Annotated in this window: 13 protein-coding genes and 4 tRNA genes; 15 read left to right on the top strand and 2 right to left on the bottom strand. The window is 66.6% G+C overall.

All coding sequences use genetic code 11. The features are described from left to right. Positions 1 to 34: 34 nt before the first annotated feature. Together ACTJIL_RS01205 and ACTJIL_RS01210 are read right to left on the bottom strand one after the other, a co-directional pair. Positions 35 to 1,156 (bottom strand): FecR family protein, encoded by a 1,122-nt coding sequence (locus ACTJIL_RS01205; RefSeq protein ID WP_440753787.1) that lies wholly within the window; start codon positions 1,154 to 1,156, stop codon positions 35 to 37. Then, positions 1,134 to 1,721, bottom strand: a complete 588-nt coding sequence (locus ACTJIL_RS01210; RefSeq protein ID WP_440753788.1) for an RNA polymerase sigma factor — start codon at positions 1,719 to 1,721, stop codon at positions 1,134 to 1,136. Before ACTJIL_RS01210 ends, ACTJIL_RS01205 begins: the two co-directional genes overlap by 23 nt. 131 nt (positions 1,722 to 1,852) lie before the next feature. On the opposite strand from ACTJIL_RS01210, the gene ACTJIL_RS01215 reads away from it, so the two are divergent. From ACTJIL_RS01215 to rpoC, 15 genes are all read left to right on the top strand, one after another. Then, positions 1,853 to 2,941, top strand: coding sequence for a cyanophycinase (locus ACTJIL_RS01215; protein WP_440753789.1), 1,089 nt, complete (start codon positions 1,853 to 1,855; stop codon positions 2,939 to 2,941). Between the two features lie 35 nt (positions 2,942 to 2,976). Further along, positions 2,977 to 4,014, top strand: a complete 1,038-nt coding sequence (locus tag ACTJIL_RS01220) for an isoaspartyl peptidase/L-asparaginase family protein (RefSeq protein ID WP_440753790.1) — start codon at positions 2,977 to 2,979, stop codon at positions 4,012 to 4,014. Between the two features lie 156 nt (positions 4,015 to 4,170). After that, positions 4,171 to 4,256: transfer RNA gene (locus ACTJIL_RS01225), tRNA-Tyr, on the top strand. 16 nt (positions 4,257 to 4,272) lie between these two features. Then, positions 4,273 to 4,346, top strand: a tRNA-Gly gene (locus ACTJIL_RS01230). Positions 4,347 to 4,393: 47 nt separating this feature from the next. Continuing rightward, positions 4,394 to 4,469: transfer RNA gene (locus tag ACTJIL_RS01235), tRNA-Thr, on the top strand. A gap of 69 nt (positions 4,470 to 4,538) precedes the next feature. Next, positions 4,539 to 5,729 (top strand): elongation factor Tu, encoded by a 1,191-nt coding sequence (gene tuf, locus ACTJIL_RS01240; RefSeq protein WP_440753791.1) that lies wholly within the window; start codon positions 4,539 to 4,541, stop codon positions 5,727 to 5,729. 119 nt (positions 5,730 to 5,848) lie between these two features. Next, positions 5,849 to 5,924, top strand: a tRNA-Trp gene (locus ACTJIL_RS01245). Positions 5,925 to 5,996: 72 nt separating this feature from the next. Then, complete coding sequence (secE, locus tag ACTJIL_RS01250) at positions 5,997 to 6,377, top strand: preprotein translocase subunit SecE (protein WP_440753792.1); 381 nt, start codon at positions 5,997 to 5,999, stop codon at positions 6,375 to 6,377. Positions 6,378 to 6,391: 14 nt separating this feature from the next. Then, the gene (nusG, locus tag ACTJIL_RS01255; RefSeq protein WP_440753793.1) at positions 6,392 to 6,997 is read left to right on the top strand and encodes a transcription termination/antitermination protein NusG; all 606 of its coding nucleotides are present in this window, start codon (positions 6,392 to 6,394) and stop codon (positions 6,995 to 6,997) included. 137 nt (positions 6,998 to 7,134) lie between these two features. Next, on the top strand, positions 7,135 to 7,563 hold the full coding sequence (rplK, locus tag ACTJIL_RS01260; RefSeq protein ID WP_027078980.1) for a 50S ribosomal protein L11: 429 nt from the start codon (positions 7,135 to 7,137) through the stop codon (positions 7,561 to 7,563). Between the two features lie 4 nt (positions 7,564 to 7,567). After that, a complete protein-coding gene (gene rplA / locus ACTJIL_RS01265) occupies positions 7,568 to 8,266 on the top strand; it encodes a 50S ribosomal protein L1 (protein WP_440753794.1) in 699 nt (232 codons plus the stop codon). 521 nt (positions 8,267 to 8,787) lie between these two features. Continuing rightward, on the top strand, positions 8,788 to 9,312 hold the full coding sequence (gene rplJ, locus ACTJIL_RS01270; RefSeq protein ID WP_386711983.1) for a 50S ribosomal protein L10: 525 nt from the start codon (positions 8,788 to 8,790) through the stop codon (positions 9,310 to 9,312). Between the two features lie 104 nt (positions 9,313 to 9,416). After that, positions 9,417 to 9,791 carry a 50S ribosomal protein L7/L12 gene (gene rplL, locus ACTJIL_RS01275; RefSeq protein ID WP_440753795.1) on the top strand — a complete coding sequence of 125 codons (375 nt, stop codon included), beginning with the start codon at positions 9,417 to 9,419 and terminating at the stop codon, positions 9,789 to 9,791. A 245-nt stretch (positions 9,792 to 10,036) separates the two neighbouring features. Next, positions 10,037 to 14,209, top strand: coding sequence for a DNA-directed RNA polymerase subunit beta (rpoB, locus tag ACTJIL_RS01280; protein WP_440753796.1), 4,173 nt, complete (start codon positions 10,037 to 10,039; stop codon positions 14,207 to 14,209). An 83-nt stretch (positions 14,210 to 14,292) separates the two neighbouring features. Continuing rightward, on the top strand, positions 14,293 to 18,519 hold the full coding sequence (gene rpoC, locus ACTJIL_RS01285) for a DNA-directed RNA polymerase subunit beta' (RefSeq protein WP_440753797.1): 4,227 nt from the start codon (positions 14,293 to 14,295) through the stop codon (positions 18,517 to 18,519). Positions 18,520 to 18,761 lie beyond the last annotated feature (242 nt).

Consider the following 18,761-nt stretch of genomic DNA (forward strand, 5'->3'; position numbering starts at 1 on the left):
CCCCGGCGGCGCCGCGGATACGCCCGGGCACGGTCTAGCGGTCATGCAGCACGATGGCCTTGTCGCCGTATTCGGCGCGCACCGGGAATCCCTGTTCCAACAGCCGCACGAAGGCCTCGGCGTTGGACCAGCGGAAGCTGCCGCCGACCCGCAGCGCGCCGACCGACGGGTCGGCGATGACGATCTTGCGGGCGTTGTAGCGGTTGAACTCGGCGGCCGCCGCGGCCAGCGAGGTGTCGCGGAAGGCGAGGAAGCCGTCGCGCCAGCTCAGCGCCTGCCGGGCGTCGTCGACGCTGCCCGACTGCACGACCACCCCGTGCGGGCCGGCCAGCGCCACGCTGCCGGCCGGCAGCAGGGTGGTGGGCTGGGGCCGGCCGTCGGCGCCGGGATCGGACTCCAGCCGCACCAGGCCTTCGGTCACGACAACCCGCATGCCGTCGGCGTCGCGGCGCACGGCGAAGCGGGTGCCGACCGCAATCGCCTGGTGGCCGGCCGCGGCGACCACGAACGGCCGCTTCGGGTCCTTGGCGGCGTGGAAGAACGCTTCGCCGCGTTCCAGCTCGATGTGGCGCTCGCGGCGCGAGAGTGCGACCACGATGCGGCTGTCGCTGCTGAGCGTGGCCTCGGAGCCGTCCGCCAGCGACGTCGTCTCCAGGGCACCGACGGCGGTGCCGTAGGCGACCGGCTGCACGGCGGGCGAATGAAGCTGCCAGCCCAGGGCCAGCGAAATCCCGACGACGGCAACCGCCGCGACGGCGGCGAGGCGGCGCGGGCGGGATTCCGGTTCCCGCCTTCGGGGCGCGAACACCAGGGCCGCCGGGTCCAGCGCAGGCCGCCGGACCGCGCCTGATGGCGTCCCGGGCGCGGGCCACGGTTTCGCCATGCGCACGGGCGAATCCGCCGAATGGTCCTGTTGCGACGGCGCTGCCCATCGCCCGGGCGCGGGAACCTCGCCCGCGGGCAGGCCGGCGCCGAGTGCCTTGAGCCGACCGCTTTCGCGCCAGGCCGCCTGCAGCCGCAGCCACGCCACGCGATGCGCGGTGGATGCGGCCAGCCAGTCGTCCAGTTCGGCCTGGTCGCGCGCGGCCCAGCCGCCGGCATCGCGCCTGGCCAGCCAGGCGGCGGCGGCGCGTTCAATCCGGATGCTGCTGGCCATGTCCTGTTCCATCCTCGGTCTCCGGCACGCCGGGCCGCGTGGCTCGACGTACCTGTCCATTGCCGTAGAAGTACCCGGCCATCAGCCGGACTCCCTTGGCGACCTGTTTCTCCACCGTCTTCTCGCTGATGCCGAGCCGGGCGGCGACCTCCTTCTGCGGCAACTCCTCGACCCTGCGCAGCCACATCACTTCGCGGCAGCGCGGCGGCAGGCGGTCGAAAGCGGCAGCCAGCCGGTGCAGGGTCTGGTGCGCGTCCAGCCGCCGTTCCGGGGACACCTCATCTATCAAGACGTTCAAAGCGTCCAGATCACCCACCGGTTCGATCGAAACCACCCGACCGCGGCGCAGGCGATCGGTGATCAGGTGGCGGGCGGTGGTGAACAGGAAGGCGCGCGGCGTGGTCGGGCGACACTTGCGGGCGGCCTCGTAGACCCGGACGTAGGCTTCCTGGCGCAGGTCGTGGATTTCGGCGCGATCGGGCCAGGCGCGATGGAGGAAGGACACCAGCGCGCCCTCGTGGACGAGGATCTCGCGTGCGAACCAGTCGTCCAGGGAATCGTTCATTGCGTCACGTTATCGTCATTCGTGGCGGTGCGGCAGTGGTGTGCGGACATTGTCCCTTGGGGTAGGGAAAGGCGGCCGTTGTTCGTCTTCCCTAACCTTGACGACCGCCATTGCCACACGGGATCGAGCGCATGCACCTGTTCGCGAAGTTGTCCGCCTCCCTGATCCGCGTGCCGTCGCGCCTGCTTGCGGGCGTGGTGCTGGCTGCGTGCATGTTGCCGGGAGCCGTGATCGCGACGACCGCCGCCTCGCCGGCGCCGGTCGCCGAAGGCGATGGTTACCGGTACTACGCGATCGGCGACCTGGCCGCGGCCCGGCCCGGCCCGGTGGAGCCTGGTCTGATGCTGGTCGGCGGCGGGCAATGGCCGCATGACGCCTTCCGCTGGATGATCGAGCGTGCCGGCCACGGCCACATCGTGATCCTGCGCGCTTCCGGCGCGGCCGAGGCACAGGACGAGTTCTACAACGACATCGGCGGCGTCGCCTCGGCGCAGACCTTCGTCTTCAGCGACCGCAAGGCCGCCAGCGATCCGGCGGTGCTCGCCGCCCTCGAGGCGGCCGACGGCATCTTCATCGCCGGCGGCGACCAGGCCAACTACGTGCGCTACTGGAAGGGCACGCCGCTCAACGCCGTGCTCGACCGCCACGTGCGCGACGGCAAGCCACTCGGCGGCACCAGCGCGGGGCTGGCGATCCTCGGCGCCTGGGCGTATGGCGCGATGGATGGCGGCAGCATGACCTCGAAGGTGGCGCTGCGCGATCCGCTGGACCCGGGCATGACCCTGGTCGCTGATTTCCTGCACCTGCCGTACCTCGGCCATGTCATCACCGACAGCCATTTCGCCAAGCGCGACCGCCTCGGCCGCCTGGTGGCCTTCGTCGCCAAGCTGCGCAGCGAAGGCGTGGCCGACGTGGTCGGACTCGGCATCGACGAGGATGCGGCGCTGTGCATCGACGGTGACGGCGTCGGCCGGCTCTATCCGGGCGACGAGGGTGGCTTTGCCTGGCTGGTGCAGCCGACCCGGCCGCCGGCGCGGGTCGAGCGGGGCCGATCGCTGGAATTCAGCGATGTGCGCGTCACCGGCATCGGTGCGGACAGTCGCCTGCGGCTGCCGGGGCTCGAAGTGCAGGCGCCTGCGTTCGAGAAGATCGCCGACGCAAGCCACGGCAAGCTGGTGCTGCGCGACGCCGCGCCGGCCGCGCGCGCGGCCAGCCGCTAGAATCCATCGACTCCTTCCGCTCCGGGACCACCCACATGAATGCGTTGCGTCCGCTGTGTGTCGCCTTGCTGCTGTTCGCCGCCGCCCCGGCGTTCGCCGCCGAAGACCCCGCCACCATGCTGGTGATCCACGGCGGGGCCGGGCTCGAGCGCAACGGCACCAGCGATGCGGACGAGGCCGCGATGCGTGCCGCGATCACCCTGGCGCTGCGCAAGGGTCACGAGCAGCTGGCCGCCGGCAAGCCGGCATTGGACGCGGTGACCGCCGCGATCACCGTGCTCGAGGACGATCCGCTGTTCAACGCCGGCAAGGGCGCGGTGTTCACCCACGACGGCCGCAACGAACTGGACGCCTCGCTGATGGACGGCGCCACCCGGATGGCCGGGGCGGTCGCGGGCGTGCACCACGTCAAGAACCCGATCCTGCTTGCCCGCGAGGTGATGCAGCACTCGCCGCACGTGATGATGGCCGGCGACGGCGCCGAGGCGTTCGCCAAGGCCCGGGGCGTCGAGCTGGTCGATCCTTCCTATTTCCGCACCGAGCGGCGCTGGCAGCAACTGCAGCGGGCGTTGAAAGAGGACGCCGCAGGACAGGCCCACGCCGAACCGGAGGTCGCCAAGCATTTCGGCACCGTTGGCGCGCTGGCGCTGGACGGGCAGGGGCACCTGGCCGCGGGCACCTCCACCGGCGGGATGACCGACAAGCGCTACGGCCGGATCGGCGATTCCCCGATCATCGGCGCCGGTACCTACGCCAATGCCCAGTGCGCCGTCTCCGGCACCGGATGGGGCGAGTTCTACATTCGTGTCTCGGCAGCCCATGAGATTTGCGCGCGCATGGCCTACCTCAAGGAAACCCCGGCACGGGCAGGCGCGGCGGTGATCAACCAGGAAATCCCGGCGATGGGCGGCGACGGCGGTGCCATCGTGCTGGCCGCCAATGGCCAGGTCGCGATGCCGTTCAATACCGAGGGCATGGCGCGCGGCTGGATCGGCGCCGACGGCGTGCCGCACGTGGCGCTGTATTCGGACGAATCGTTGCCGCTTCCGGGCGAGGCCGCCGCCGCCCCCTGAGCGGGCCAAGGCCGGACACGGGCGGGCGCGACCGGATTTCGGCCCCTGGGGAACGCGGGAGCGGCGGCCCGGGAAAAGAAAGATGGTGCCCACCGTTGACATGAAATCCTGCCCACGTCAAAATCGCGGGCTGTTTCATGGGTTTGCACAAATACCGGAGGGATACCCAAGCGGCCAACGGGGGCAGACTGTAAATCTGCTGGCTTACGCCTTCGGTGGTTCGAATCCACCTCCCTCCACCAACCGGTTCCGCATGTCGCGGGAGTAGTTCAACGGTAGAACCTCAGCCTTCCAAGCTGATGGTGCGGGTTCGATTCCCGTCTCCCGCTCCACTGCTGCTCTTCCATTGATATTCCTGCGACACGCATACATCTACATCGCTCACGTAGCTCAGTCGGTAGAGCACCTCCTTGGTAAGGAGGAGGTCGATGGTTCGATTCCATTCGTGAGCACCATCTCCAGCTCCAACGCTCCACCCAACATTCCGATTCCAGTCATCCAACAGTTCAGCGAGAAGCACAGTCATGGCCAAGGGTAAGTTCGAGCGCACCAAGCCCCACGTGAACGTGGGCACGATCGGTCACGTGGACCACGGGAAGACGACGCTGACGGCGGCGCTGACGAAGATCGGCGCGGAACGTTTTGGCGGCGAATTCAAGGCCTACGACCAGATCGACATGGCGCCGGAAGAGAAGGCGCGCGGGATCACGATTTCGACCTCGCACGTGGAGTACGAGAGCCCGAACCGCCATTACGCGCACGTCGACTGCCCGGGTCACGCGGACTACGTGAAGAACATGATCACCGGTGCGGCGCAGATGGACGGCGCGATCCTGGTGTGCTCGGCCGCGGACGGCCCGATGCCGCAGACGCGCGAGCACATCCTGCTGGCCCGCCAGGTGGGCGTGCCGTACATCGTGGTCTACCTGAACAAGGCGGACATGGTGGACGACGCCGAGCTGATGGAGCTGGTGGAGATGGAAGTCCGCGAGCTGCTGAGCAAGTACGAGTTCCCGGGCGACGACACCCCGATCATCAAGGGTTCGGCGCTCAAGGCGCTGGAAGGCGACCAGTCGGAGATCGGCGTGCCGTCGATCCTGCAGCTGGTGGACGCGCTGGACACCTGGATTCCGGAGCCGGAGCGCGACATCGACAAGCCGTTCCTGATGCCGGTGGAAGACGTGTTCTCGATCTCGGGCCGCGGCACGGTGGTGACCGGTCGCATCGAGCGCGGGATCATCAAGGTGGGCGACGAAATCGAGATCGTGGGCATCCGGGCGACCCAGAAGACCACGGTCACGGGCGTGGAGATGTTCCGCAAGCTGCTGGACCAGGGCCAGGCGGGTGACAACGCGGGCCTGCTGCTGCGCGGCACCAAGCGTGACGACGTGGAGCGTGGCCAGGTGCTGGCCAAGCCCGGTTCGATCACCCCGCACACGGAGTTCGAGGCCGAGGTGTACGTGCTGTCGAAGGACGAGGGCGGCCGTCATACGCCGTTCTTCAAGGGTTACCGCCCGCAGTTCTACTTCCGGACCACGGACATCACCGGTGCCGTCACCCTGCCCGAGGGCGTGGAGATGGTGATGCCGGGCGACAACGTGAAGATGGTGGTGGCGCTGATCAACCCGGTGGCGATGGACGACGGCCTGCGATTCGCGATCCGCGAAGGCGGCCGCACGGTCGGCGCCGGCGTGGTGGCCAAGATCATCAAGTAAGCAAGTCTGGCGGCCCGTCCGCCGGAAACGCGAACGGCGGGCCGCGGATTGTTGTCTGATCCACGTCCCGCCTTCGCCATTTTCAAGAACGTGCGTCGCAGCAGTCGCGGACACTCCACGCGTCAGTAGCTCAACTGGCAGAGCAGCGGTCTCCAAAACCGCAGGTTGTAGGTTCGAGTCCTACCTGGCGCGCCACCTGCGGATCCGTCCGCGGAAAGCAGCGCCTGCCGCGTGCGGGTCCCACCAACAGGGCAATTCGGGAATTTCGTGAATAGTCGAGTCGAACAAACCAAGGCAGCCTCCCCGGCCGATCTCGCGATGTACGCGGTCGCCGTGCTGCTCGTGGTGGCCGGCGTATTCGCCTTCTACTGGTTCGATGGCCAGTGGTCGAACACGTTGCGCATCGCTGCGGTCGTCGGCGGCCTGGTGGCGGCGCTGGTGGTGTTCATGCTCAGTGCCAAGGGCCGCGAGACCCGCGAGTTCCTCTCGGAATCCCGCTTCGAACTGCGCAAGGTCGTCTGGCCGACGCGGCAGGAAGCTACCCGCCTGACCTGGGTCGTGGCCGGCGTCGTGGTCGTGATCAGCCTGATCATGGCCGGCTTCGACGCGATCGTTCAATGGGGCATCAAGCTCCTGCTCGGGCACTAGGAGTCGCAAGTTCGATGGAAACGCAAGACAACACGCCGGAAGGCAACAACAAGCCTGACGTGAACAAGCGCTGGTACGTGGTGCACGCCTACTCGGGTTTCGAGAAGTCCGTGGCCCAGGCGCTGCGCGACCGCATCGTGCGCACCGGCATGGAAGAGCGTTTCGGCGATGTGCTGGTGCCGACCGAGGAAGTGGTGGAGATGCGCTCCGGCCAGAAGCGCCGTTCCGAGCGCAAGTTCTTCCCCGGCTACGTGCTGGTGCAGATCGCCACCCACGACGAGGGCGGCATTCCGCGCATCGACAGCGAGAGCTGGCACCTGATCAAGGAAACGCCGAAGGTGATGGGTTTCATCGGCGGCACCGCCGACAAGCCGCTGCCGATCCGCGACGACGAGGCTGCCGCGATCCTCGACCGCGTGCAGGAAGGCGTCGAGAAGCCGCGTCCCAAGGTGCTGTTCGAAGCCGGGCAGATGGTGCGCGTCACCGACGGCCCGTTCAACGACTTCAACGGCGTGGTCGAGGAAGTGAATTACGAGAAGAGCCGCCTGCGCGTGGCGGTGCTGATCTTCGGGCGCTCGACGCCCGTGGAACTGGAATTCGGCCAGGTCGAGAAGGCCTGACCTGCTCCTGCAGGCGCGGCTGAAGCCGCGCCTGCAGGGACACATCCGCCGGTGCGAGTGGTTCGCGCTGGCCAACACGCGAGGAGCCCCGCAGCCGCAAGGCGTGCAGGCGTTCGGACTCGCAGGAGTAGAGAGCAATGGCAAAGAAAGTCGTCGGTTACATCAAGCTGCAGGTCAAGGCCGGGCAGGCCAATCCCAGCCCGCCGGTCGGTCCCGCGCTGGGCCAGCGTGGCCTGAACATCATGGAATTCTGCAAGGCATTCAACGCCGCCACGCAGAAGCTCGAGCCGGGCCTGCCGATTCCCTGCGTGATCACCGCCTACTCGGACCGTACCTTCACCTTCATCACCAAGACGCCGCCCGCGACGATCCTGCTGAAGAAGGCGTCGGGCGTGCAGTCCGGTTCCAAGCGCCCCAACACCGAGAAGGTGGGCAAGGTCACCCGCAAGCAGCTCGAGGAGATCGCCAAGGCGAAGGAACCCGACCTGACCGCGGCGGATCTCGATGCAGCAGTGCGCACCATCGCGGGCTCCGCCCGTTCGATGGGCCTGACGGTGGAGGGCTGAGACCATGGCACAGACCAAGCGACAGAAGACCATCCTGGCTGCCGTCGTCCCGGGCAAGAGCTACCCGATCGACGAGGCGCTGAAGATCGTCAAGGACAACAGCAAGACCAAGTTCGTCGAAGCCGTCGACGTGGCCGTGCGCCTCGGCGTGGACGCCAAGAAGTCGGACCAGCAGGTGCGCGGTTCCACCGTGCTGCCGGCCGGCACCGGCAAGAGCGTGCGCGTGGCGGTGTTCGCCCCGGCGGGCGCCAAGGCCGATGAGGCCCTGGCTGCCGGTGCCGACGCGGTCGGCATGGACGACCTGGCCGAGAAGATGCAGGGCGGCGACCTGAGCTACGACGTGGTGATCGCCACCCCGGACGCGATGCGCGTGGTCGGCAAGCTCGGCACGCTGCTCGGCCCGCGCGGCCTGATGCCCAACCCGAAGGTCGGCACCGTGTCGCCGAACCCGGGCGAGGCGGTCAAGAACGCCAAGGGCGGCCAGGTGCGTTACCGCACCGACAAGGCCGGCATCATCCACTGCACGATCGGCAAGGCCGACTTCGACGCCGACAAGCTGAAGGACAACCTGCAGGCGCTGCTCATCGACCTGGTCAAGGCCAAGCCGGCCACCGCCAAGGGTGCCTACCTGCAGAAGATCTCGATCAGCTCGACGATGGGCCCCGGCGTTGCCGTCGACCAGTCGTCGCTGTCGCTGAAGTGACGATTGCCAGCCGCGCGTAGCGCGGTGCCAGCAATCGTCATCCCCGAGTGCTTTTGTCGGGGATCAAGTGACGTTGATTTTGATTTGCTGGTGGCTTTGCAAACGATTTGAAAGATGCAAATTCACTGGATCCCCGCCTCCGCGGGGATGACGTTCCAAGTGTGCCGGGCCAGCGTCCGGTATCACGCAAGTTTTGAGGGCATCGCGCAGGCTCAGGCCAGCGCGGGGCCGTCAAAGACCGCAGGCGCGGTCGGTGCAGTAGCGACGACGGGCAGGGACGCTCGAACTGGCATGGATTCGCCGTCGCTGCAGGTATCGATCGCTTAATCCCGGAATGCGAAAGCACGAAAGGGCCTGCGTAGATGGTTGCCGACCCTCCAGGATCATCGTTGTACCGATCTTTTGGAAACGGCCACCACCCGGAACGCCACCTGGCGTTCCCCGCGTCGACGGACCGATGCGGCTCATGGCCCGTCTTCGAGCGGATGCGAGAAGGCGGAAATGCAATACGGAGGAGTGCAATGGCTCTCAATCTGACCCAGAAGCAGGAAGTCGTTGCCGAACTGGCCGAGGTCGCGGGTTCCGCGCACTCGCTGGTCGCCGCGGAGTACGTGGGTTTGACGGTCGCCCAGCTGACCGACATGCGCAAGAAGGCGCGCCAGGAAGGCGTGTTCTTGAAAGTTGCCAAGAACACGCTCGTCTCGCGCGCAGTGGAGAACACCGATTACGCCGTCGTCAAGGACGCGCTGACCGGTCCTTTGCTGTACGCCTTCTCGCAGGAAGACCCCGGTGCCGCCGGACGTCTGATCAAGGAGTTCGCCAAGGCGAACGACAAGCTGAAGCCGCGCCTGGTTTCGTTGGGCGGGCAGATGTACCCGGGCTCCCATGTGGATGTCCTGGCGTCGCTGCCGACCCGCGATCAGGCGTTGTCGATGCTGCTCAGCGTCATGGTCCAGCCCGCCACCATGCTGGTGCGCCTGCTCTCCGAGCCGGCCGTACAGGTTGCCCGCGTGACCAACGCGGTCGGCCAGCAGAAGGCGGCCTGACCCAGGCAGGAGCAGCGCCTTCGGGCGCGATCCGCGATCAGTTCGGTTTACGAGTTTCCAGAATCGATAGCTGTTTCCAACTTTAGATAACAGAGGTAATTACGATGTCCCTTTCCAACGAGCAGATCATCGAAGCGATCAGCAGCAAGACCCTCGTCGAGGTGATGGAGCTGGTCAAGGCGATGGAAGAAAAGTTCGGCGTGTCCGCCGCAGCCCCGGTGGCCGTTGCCGCTGGTCCGGCTGCCGGTGCCGCCGCCCCGGCCGAAGAGCAGACCGAGTTCACGGTCTCCCTGAAGTCGGCCGGCGAGAAGAAGGTCGAAGTCATCAAGGTGGTCCGCGCGATCACCGGCCTGGGCCTGAAGGAAGCCAAGGACCTGACCGAAGCCGGTGGCACGATCAAGGAAGGCGTGTCGAAGGACGACGCCGCCAAGTTCAAGAAGGACCTGGAAACCGCCGGCGCCACGGTGGAAGTGAAGTAAGCGTTCCTTGCGTCGCCGGAGGTAGTGGCGACCAGCCAAGGCTGGGGGCGAAAGCCCCCGGCCTTTGGCCGTTGTAGCGATACCCGAAAAACTGACACGAGTCGACAGTCGGAAGTAGCGGGAGAAGGCGTGCTGGTGCCGGCAATACCAGCGACTTCCCACTGGCGATTTTCCCCGAATCAGCCCAATTGATTCCCCCGGGCCGCGGACGCGCGGCCCACAGATGCCAAAGGCGGTAGCTCCCCATGACGACGTCCCAGAACCAGTCGCAGTACTCGTTCACCGAGAAGAAGCGCATCCGCAAGGACTTCGGCAAGCGCGGTTCCATCCTCGAAGTGCCATTCCTTCTCGCCATCCAGGTCGACTCCTACCGCGAGTTCCTGCAGGCCAACACCGATCCGGCCAAGCGCGCCGATCGTGGCCTGCATGCCGCGCTCAAGTCGGTGTTCCCGATCGTCAGTTACAACGGCTACGCAGCCCTCGAATACGTCGGCTACAAGCTCGGCGACCCGGTGTTCGACGAGCGCGAGTGCCGCCAGCGCGGCATGAGCTACGGCGCGCCGCTGCGCGTCACCGTGCGCCTGGTGATCTACGACCGCGAGTCGTCGAGCAAGGCCATCAAGTACGTGAAGGAGCAGGAGGTCTACATGGGCGAGATCCCGCTCATGACCGACAACGGCACCTTCATCGTCAACGGCACCGAGCGCGTCATCGTCTCGCAGCTGCACCGTTCGCCGGGCGTGTTCTTCGACCACGACCGCGGCAAGACCCATTCGTCGGGCAAGCTGCTGTACAGCGCCCGCATCATTCCGTACCGCGGCTCCTGGCTGGACTTCGAGTTCGACCCGAAGGACGCGCTGTTCACCCGTATCGACCGCCGCCGCAAGTTGCCGGTGTCGGTGTTGCTGCGCGCGTTGGGCTACAACAACGAAGAGATGTTGAACGAGTTCTTCGAGATCAACACCTTCCACATCGACCCGACCGAAGGCGTGCAGCTGGCGCTGGTGCCCGAGCGCCTGCGCGGCGAGACCCTGGACTTCGACCTGGCCGATGGCGACCACGTCATCGTCGAGGCCGGCAAGCGCGTCACCGCCCGCCACGTCAAGCAGCTCGCCGATTCGGGCATCGCCGCGCTGGCGGTGCCGGACAGCTACCTGATCGGCCGCATCCTGTCCCATGACGTGATCGAGGCCGAGACCGGCGAACTGCTGGCCACCGCCAACGACGAGATCACCGAGGAGACGCTGGAGAAGTTCCGCAAGGCCGGCATCGACGGCATCGGCACGATCTGGGTCAACGACCTCGATCGCGGCGCCTACCTGTCCAACACCCTGCGCATCGACAGCACCAAGACCCAGCTCGAAGCGCTGGTCGAGATCTACCGCATGATGCGTCCCGGCGAGCCGCCGACCAAGGATGCCGCGCAGAACCTGTTCCACAACCTGTTCTTCACCTTCGAGCGCTACGACCTGTCGACGGTCGGCCGGATGAAGTTCAACCGTCGCATCGGCCGCAAGGAAGTCACCGGCGCCTCGGTGCTGTACGACGCGCGTTACTTCGCCGAGCGCAAGGATGAGGATTCGGTGCGCCTGCGCGAGGAGTTCGGCGACATGTCCGACATCCTCGACGTGATCAAGGTGCTGACCGAGATCCGCAACGGCCGCGGCACCGTCGACGACATCGACCACCTCGGCAACCGCCGCGTGCGTTCGGTCGGCGAAATGGCCGAGAACGTGTTCCGCGTCGGCCTGGTGCGCGTGGAGCGCGCGGTGCGCGAACGCCTGACCATGGCCGAGGCCGATGGCCTGACCCCGCAGGAACTGATCAACGCCAAGCCGGTCGCGGCGGCGGTGAAGGAGTTCTTCGGTTCGTCGCAGCTGTCGCAGTTCATGGACCAGAACAACCCGCTGTCGGAAGTCACCCACAAGCGCCGCGTCTCCGCGCTTGGCCCGGGCGGCCTGACCCGCGAGCGCGCCGGCTTCGAAGTGCGCGACGTGCATCCGACCCACTACGGTCGCGTCTGCACCATCGAGACGCCGGAAGGCCCGAACATCGGCCTGATCAACTCGCTGGCCGTGTTCGCGCGCACCAACAAGTACGGCTTCCTCGAGACGCCGTACCGCAAGGTCGTCAACAGCAAGGTCACCGACGAGATCGAATACCTCTCCGCGATCGAGGAGAACGAGTACGTCATCGCCCAGGCCAATGCGCCGCAGGACGACAAGGGCATCATGAACGCCCAGTTCGTCGACTGCCGCTACCAGGGCGAGTCGCTGCTCAAGCCGCCGAGCGAAGTGGACTTCATGGACGTCTCGCCGATGCAGACCGTGTCGGTCGCCGCGGCGCTGGTGCCGTTCCTGGAGCACGACGACGCCAACCGCGCGCTGATGGGCGCCAACATGCAGCGCCAGGCCGTGCCGACGCTGCGTTCGCAGAAGCCGCTGGTCGGCACCGGCATCGAGCGCGCCGTGGCGCGCGACTCGGGCGTGACGGTGAACGCGCGCCGCGGCGGCGTGATCGAGCAGATCGACGCCGGCCGCATCGTGGTCAAGGCCAATGAGGACGAGATTTCCGGCGAGCACGATGCCGGCGTCGACATCTACAACCTGATCAAGTACACGCGCTCCAACCAGAACACCTGCATCAACCAGACCCCGCTGGTGAACGTGGGCGACGTGGTCGCGCGCGGCGACGTGCTGGCCGACGGCCCGTCCACCGACATCGGCGAACTGGCCCTGGGCCAGAACATGCTGGTCGCGTTCATGCCGTGGAACGGCTACAACTTCGAGGACTCGATCCTGCTTTCCGAGCGGGTGGTGGTCGAGGATCGCTACACCACGATCCACATCGAGGAGCTCACCGTCCAGGCGCGCGACACCAAGCTCGGGCCGGAGGAGATCTCCGCCGACATCCCGAACGTCTCCGAGCAGGCATTGAACCGCCTCGACGAGTCCGGCGTGGTGTACATCGGCGCCGAAGTGCGCGCCGGCGACATCCTGGTCGGCAAGGTCACGCCGAAGGGCGAGAGCCAGCTGACCCCGGAAGAGAAGCTGCTGCGCGCGATCTTCGGCGAGAAGGCCTCCGACGTGAAGGACAGCTCGCTGCGCGTGCCGCCGGGCATGGACGGCGTCGTCATCGACGTGCAGGTCTTCACCCGCGACGGCATCGAGAAGGACAAGCGTGCCAAGCAGATCGAAGAGAGCGAGATCAAGCACGTCAAGAAGGACTTCGACGACCAGTTCCGCATCCTCGAAAGCGCGATCTACGCGCGCCTGCGCTCGCAGCTGCTGGGCAAGGTGGCCAACGGTGGCGCCGGGCTGAAGAAGGGCGAGACGGTCAGTTCGCTGGTCCTCGACGGCCTGCCGAGGAAGGAATGGTTCAACCTGCGCATGAAGGACGAGGACGCGTCCGACGCGATCGAGCGCGCTTCGATGCAGATCGAGGCGCACCAGAAGGAGTTCGAGCGCCGCTTCCAGGACAAGCGCGGCAAGATCACCCAGGGCGACGACCTCGCCCCGGGCGTGCTGAAGATGGTCAAGGTGTACCTGGCGGTGAAGCGCCGCATCCAGCCGGGCGACAAGATGGCCGGCCGCCACGGCAACAAGGGCGTGGTGTCGACCATCGTGCCGGTGCAGGACATGCCGCACATGGCCAACGGCGAGACCGTGGACATCGTGCTCAACCCGCTGGGCGTGCCGAGCCGAATGAACATCGGCCAGATCCTCGAGGTGCACCTGGGCTGGGCCGCGAAGGGCCTGGGCCAGAAGATCGATCGCATGCTGCAGGCGCAGGCCAAGGTGGCCGAGCTGCGCAGCTTCCTCGACGAGATCTACAACCACGACGGCAAGCTGCACGGCCAGCGCGTCGACCTGAAGCAGTTCTCCGACGAGGAGTTGCTGACGCTCGCGCACAACCTGACCGACGGCGTGCCGATGGCCACCCCGGTGTTCGACGGCGCGACCGAGCTCGAGATCAAGAAGATGCTCGAACTCGCCGAGCTGCCGACCAGCGGCCAGACCCAGCTCTACGACGGCCGCACCGGCGAGCCGTTCGAGCGCAAGGTCACGGTGGGCTACATGCACATGCTCAAGCTCAACCACCTGGTCGACGACAAGATGCACGCGCGTTCCACCGGTCCGTACTCGCTCGTCACCCAGCAGCCGCTGGGCGGCAAGGCGCAGTTCGGCGGCCAGCGCTTCGGCGAAATGGAAGTCTGGGCGCTGGAAGCCTACGGCGCGGCCTACACCCTGCAGGAAATGCTGACGGTGAAGTCCGACGACGTGCAGGGCCGCAACCAGATGTACAAGAACATCGTCGACGGCGAGCACGAGATGGTCGCCGGCATGCCCGAGTCGTTCAACGTGCTGGTCAAGGAAATCCGCTCGCTGGCCATCAACATGGAGCTCGAGGAGAACTGAGGAACGGAGGTGGGGAATCCGGCATCGCCGGGTTCCCGCAATAGCCAATCCCGAAACTCGTATCCCGAATCCCGGAGTCAAACATGAAAGACCTTCTGAACCTGTTCAACCAGCAGCGCCCGGCGCTCGACTTCGACGCGATCAAGATCGCGCTGGCCTCGCCGGACCTGATCCGTTCGTGGTCCTACGGCGAAGTGAAGAAGCCCGAGACCATCAACTACCGCACCTTCAAGCCCGAGCGCGACGGCCTGTTCTGCGCCGCCATCTTCGGGCCGATCAAGGACTACGAGTGCCTGTGCGGCAAGTACAAGCGCATGAAGCACCGCGGCGTGGTGTGCGAGAAGTGCGGCACCGAGGTCACGCTGGCCAAGGTGCGCCGCGAGCGCATGGGCCACATCGACCTGGCCTCGCCGGTGGCGCACATCTGGTTCCTCAAGTCGCTGCCGTCGCGCATCGGCCTGATGCTGGACATGACCCTGCGCGACATCGAGCGGATCCTGTACTTCGAGGCGTTCGTCGTCACCGAGCCGGGCCTGACCCCGCTCGAGCGCGGCCAGCTGCTCAACGAAGAGCAGTTCATGCAGATGCGCCAGGAGCACGGCGACGACTTCGATGCCGCGATGGGCGCAGAGGCGGTGTTCGACCTGCTGCGCACGATCGACCTGCAGGCCGAGATGGTGCACCTGAAGGAAGAAATCGCCGCCACCGGTTCGGAGACCAAGCTCAAGCGCCTGACCAAGCGCATCAAGCTGGTCGAGGCCTTCCTCGAGTCGGGCAACCGCCCCGAGTGGATGGTCATGACCGTGCTGCCGGTGCTGCCGCCGGACCTGCGCCCGCTGGTGCCGCTGGACGGTGGCCGCTTCGCGACCTCCGACCTCAACGACCTGTACCGTCGCGTCATCAACCGCAACAACCGCCTGCGCCGCCTGCTCGAACTCAACGCGCCCGACATCATCGTGCGCAACGAAAAGCGCATGCTGCAGGAATCGGTCGACGCGCTGATGGACAACGGCCGCCGCGGCCGTGCCATCACCGGCACCAACAAGCGCCCGCTCAAGTCGCTGGCCGACATGATCAAGGGCAAGCAGGGCCGCTTCCGCCAGAACCTGCTCGGCAAGCGCGTCGACTACTCCGGCCGTTCGGTCATCGTGGTCGGCCCGACGTTGCGCCTGCACGAGTGCGGCCTGCCGAAGAAGATGGCGCTTGAGCTGTTCAAGCCCTTCATCTTCGCCAAGCTGCAGCGTCGTGGCCTCGCGACCACGATCAAGGCTGCCAAGAAGCTGGTCGAGCGCGAGGAAGCCGAAGTCTGGGACATCCTGGAAGAAGTGATCCGCGAGCATCCGGTGCTGCTCAACCGCGCGCCGACCCTGCATCGCCTCGGCATCCAGGCATTCGAGCCGGTGCTGATCGAAGGCAAGGCGATCCAGCTGCATCCGCTGGTCTGCACCGCGTTCAACGCCGACTTCGACGGCGACCAGATGGCCGTGCACGTCCCGCTGAGCCTCGAGGCCCAGCTGGAAGCGCGCGCGCTGATGATGGCGTCGAACAACATCCTGTCGCCGGCCAACGGCGAGCCGATCATCGTGCCGTCGCAGGACGTCGTGCTGGGCCTGTACTACATGACCCGCGCCCTTGAGAACACCAACGGCGAAGGCATGGTGTTTGCCAACGTCGCCGAGGTGAAGCGCGCGTTCGACAACAAGGCCGCCGGCCTGCACGCCAAGGTCAAGGTGCGCATCACCGAAACCGTGACCGACGAGGAAGGCAACAAGCAGAAGAAGACCTCGATCGTGGACACCACGGTCGGTCGCGCGCTGCTGGTCGAGATCCTGCCCGAAGGCCTGCCGTTCGCGCTGGCCAACACCGAGCTGACCAAGAAGAACATCAGCCGCCTGATCAACTCCTGCTACCGCCTGCTCGGGCTGAAGGACACGGTCGTGTTCGCCGACCAGCTGATGTACACCGGCTTCGCGTACGCCACGCGCGCCGGCGTCTCGATCGGCATCGACGACATGATCATCCCGGACACCAAGAAGGGCATCCTCGAAGAGGCCGAAGCCGAAGTCGTGGAGATCCAACAGCAGTACCAGTCGGGTCTGGTCACCGCCGGCGAGCGCTACAACAAGGTGGTCGACATCTGGTCGCGCACCAACGAGCGCGTGGCCCAGGAAATGATGAAGACCATCGGCACCGAGATGGTGACCAACGCCAAGGGCGAGCAGGTCGCGCAGAAGTCGATGAACTCGGTCTACATCATGGCCGACTCCGGCGCCCGCGGTTCGCAGGCGCAGATCCGCCAGCTGGCCGGCATGCGCGGCCTGATGGCGCGTCCGGACGGCTCGATCATCGAGACGCCGATCACCGCGAACTTCCGCGAGGGCCTCAACGTCCTGCAGTACTTCATCTCGACCCACGGCGCCCGAAAGGGCCTGGCCGATACCGCGCTGAAGACCGCGAACTCCGGCTACCTGACCCGTCGCCTGGTCGACGTGGCGCAGGACGTGGTGATCACCGGCGACGACTGCGGCACGCTCGGCGGCCTGACCATGGCCCCGATCGTCGAAGGCGGCGACGTGGTCGAGCCGCTGCGCGACCGCGTGCTGGGCCGCATCGTGGCCGAGGACGTGTTCGTGCCGGGCGAGGACGACGACCCGATCGTCACCCGCAACACGCTGCTCGACGAGGCCTGGGTGCGCAAGCTCGAGGACGCCGGCGTGCAGTCGATCAAGGTGCGCTCGACGATCACCTGCGAATCCTCGTTCGGCGTCTGCGCGTACTGCTACGGCCGCGACCTGGGCCGTGGCCACATCGTCAACCATGGCGAAGCCGTGGGCGTGGTGGCCGCGCAGTCGATCGGCGAGCCGGGCACCCAGCTGACCATGCGTACGTTCCACATCGGTGGCGCGGCGTCGCGTGCGGCGGCGATCGACAACGTGACGGTCAAGACCACCGGTTCGATCAAGTTCAACAACCTCAAGACCGTCTCGCATGCCAACGGCCACCTGGTCGCGGTGTCGCGTTCGGGCGAACTGTCGGTGCTCGACGCCCACGGCCGCGAGCGCGAGCGCTACAAGCTGCCCTACGGCGCCACCATCGACGTCAAGGACGGCGCCGCGGTCAAGGCCGGCCAGTCGGTCGCGCATTGGGACCCGCATAACCACCCGATCGTGTCGGAAGTCGCCGGCTTCATCCGCTTCGTCGATTTCATCGACGGCGTGACGGTGATCGAGAAGACCGACGACCTGACCGGCCTGGCCTCGCGCGAGATCACCGATCCCAAGCGTCGCGGTTCGCAGGGCAAGGACCTGCGCCCGATCGTGCGCATCGTCGACAAGAAGGGCGAGGATCTCTCCATCCCCGGGACCGACCTGCCGGCTCAGTACCTGCTGCCGCCGCGCTCGATCGTCAACCTGCAGGACGGCGCCCCGGTCGGCGTCGGCGACGTGGTCACCAAGGTGCCGCAGGAAGCCTCCAAGACCCGCGACATCACCGGTGGCCTGCCGCGCGTGGCCGACCTGTTCGAGGCCCGCAAGCCCAAGGACCAGGCGATCCTGGCCGAGCGCTCCGGCGTGGTCAGCTTCGGCAAGGACACCAAGGGCAAGCAGCGCCTGATCATCAAGGGACCCGATGGCGAGGAGCACGAGGAGCTGATCCCGAAGTATCGCCAGATCATCGTGTTCGAAGGCGAGCACGTGGAGAAGGGCGAGACCGTGGTGGACGGCGAGCCGAGCCCGCAGGACATCCTGCGCCTGCTGGGCGTGGAGCCGCTGGCCGTGTACCTGACCAAGGAAATCCAGGACGTCTACCGCCTGCAGGGCGTGAAGATCAACGACAAGCACATCGAGGTGATCGTTCGCCAGATGCTGCGCAAGGTCGAGATCACCGACCAGGGCGACAGCCGCTTCCTGCACGGCGAACAGGCCGAGCGCCAGCGCGTGCTGGAGGACAACATCAAGCTGGAAGCCAAGGGCGAGCTGCCGGCGAAGTTCGAGCCGGTCCTGCTGGGCATCACCAAGGCCTCGCTGGCGACCGAGTCGTTCATCTCCGCGGCTTCCTTCCAGGAGACCACCCGCGTGCTGACCGAGGCCGCCGTGCGCGGTACCCGTGACGGCCTGCGTGGCCTGAAGGAGAACGTGATCGTCGGCCGCCTGATTCCCGCCGGCACCGGCTTGGCGTACCATACCCAGCGTCGCAAGAACGCTTCGGGCCTGACCGATTCCGAGATGGATGCCCTGTCGGGCACGATCGCCGGCGAGGCAGCTGGCGAAGTCAGCGAAGTCATGGCCGACGAAGCAACCGGCAACACCTGATATACCGCTAGTGGCGACCCCGTAAAAGGGGGTCGCCGGGCCCTCCGGGGCCCGCCAGATCACGAAATGAGGCGCCATGGAAGCGCCTCGTGTTCGGCCCAGGAAGGGCGGGATCTCGATCGCAGGCTCCGGCCGCCACCCTCTGGGGTGGATGGCCCGGGCCGGGTCCGGCTTGCGTTGACGCCCAGCGTCCGCGCCAGCTATACTTTTCCGTCTGGCAGGCTGGGTCACTCCGCCTGCCT

Source organism: Luteimonas sp. 22616, from assembly GCF_052044325.1.
In the GTDB taxonomy this organism is placed as follows: Bacteria; Pseudomonadota; Gammaproteobacteria; order Xanthomonadales; family Xanthomonadaceae; genus Luteimonas.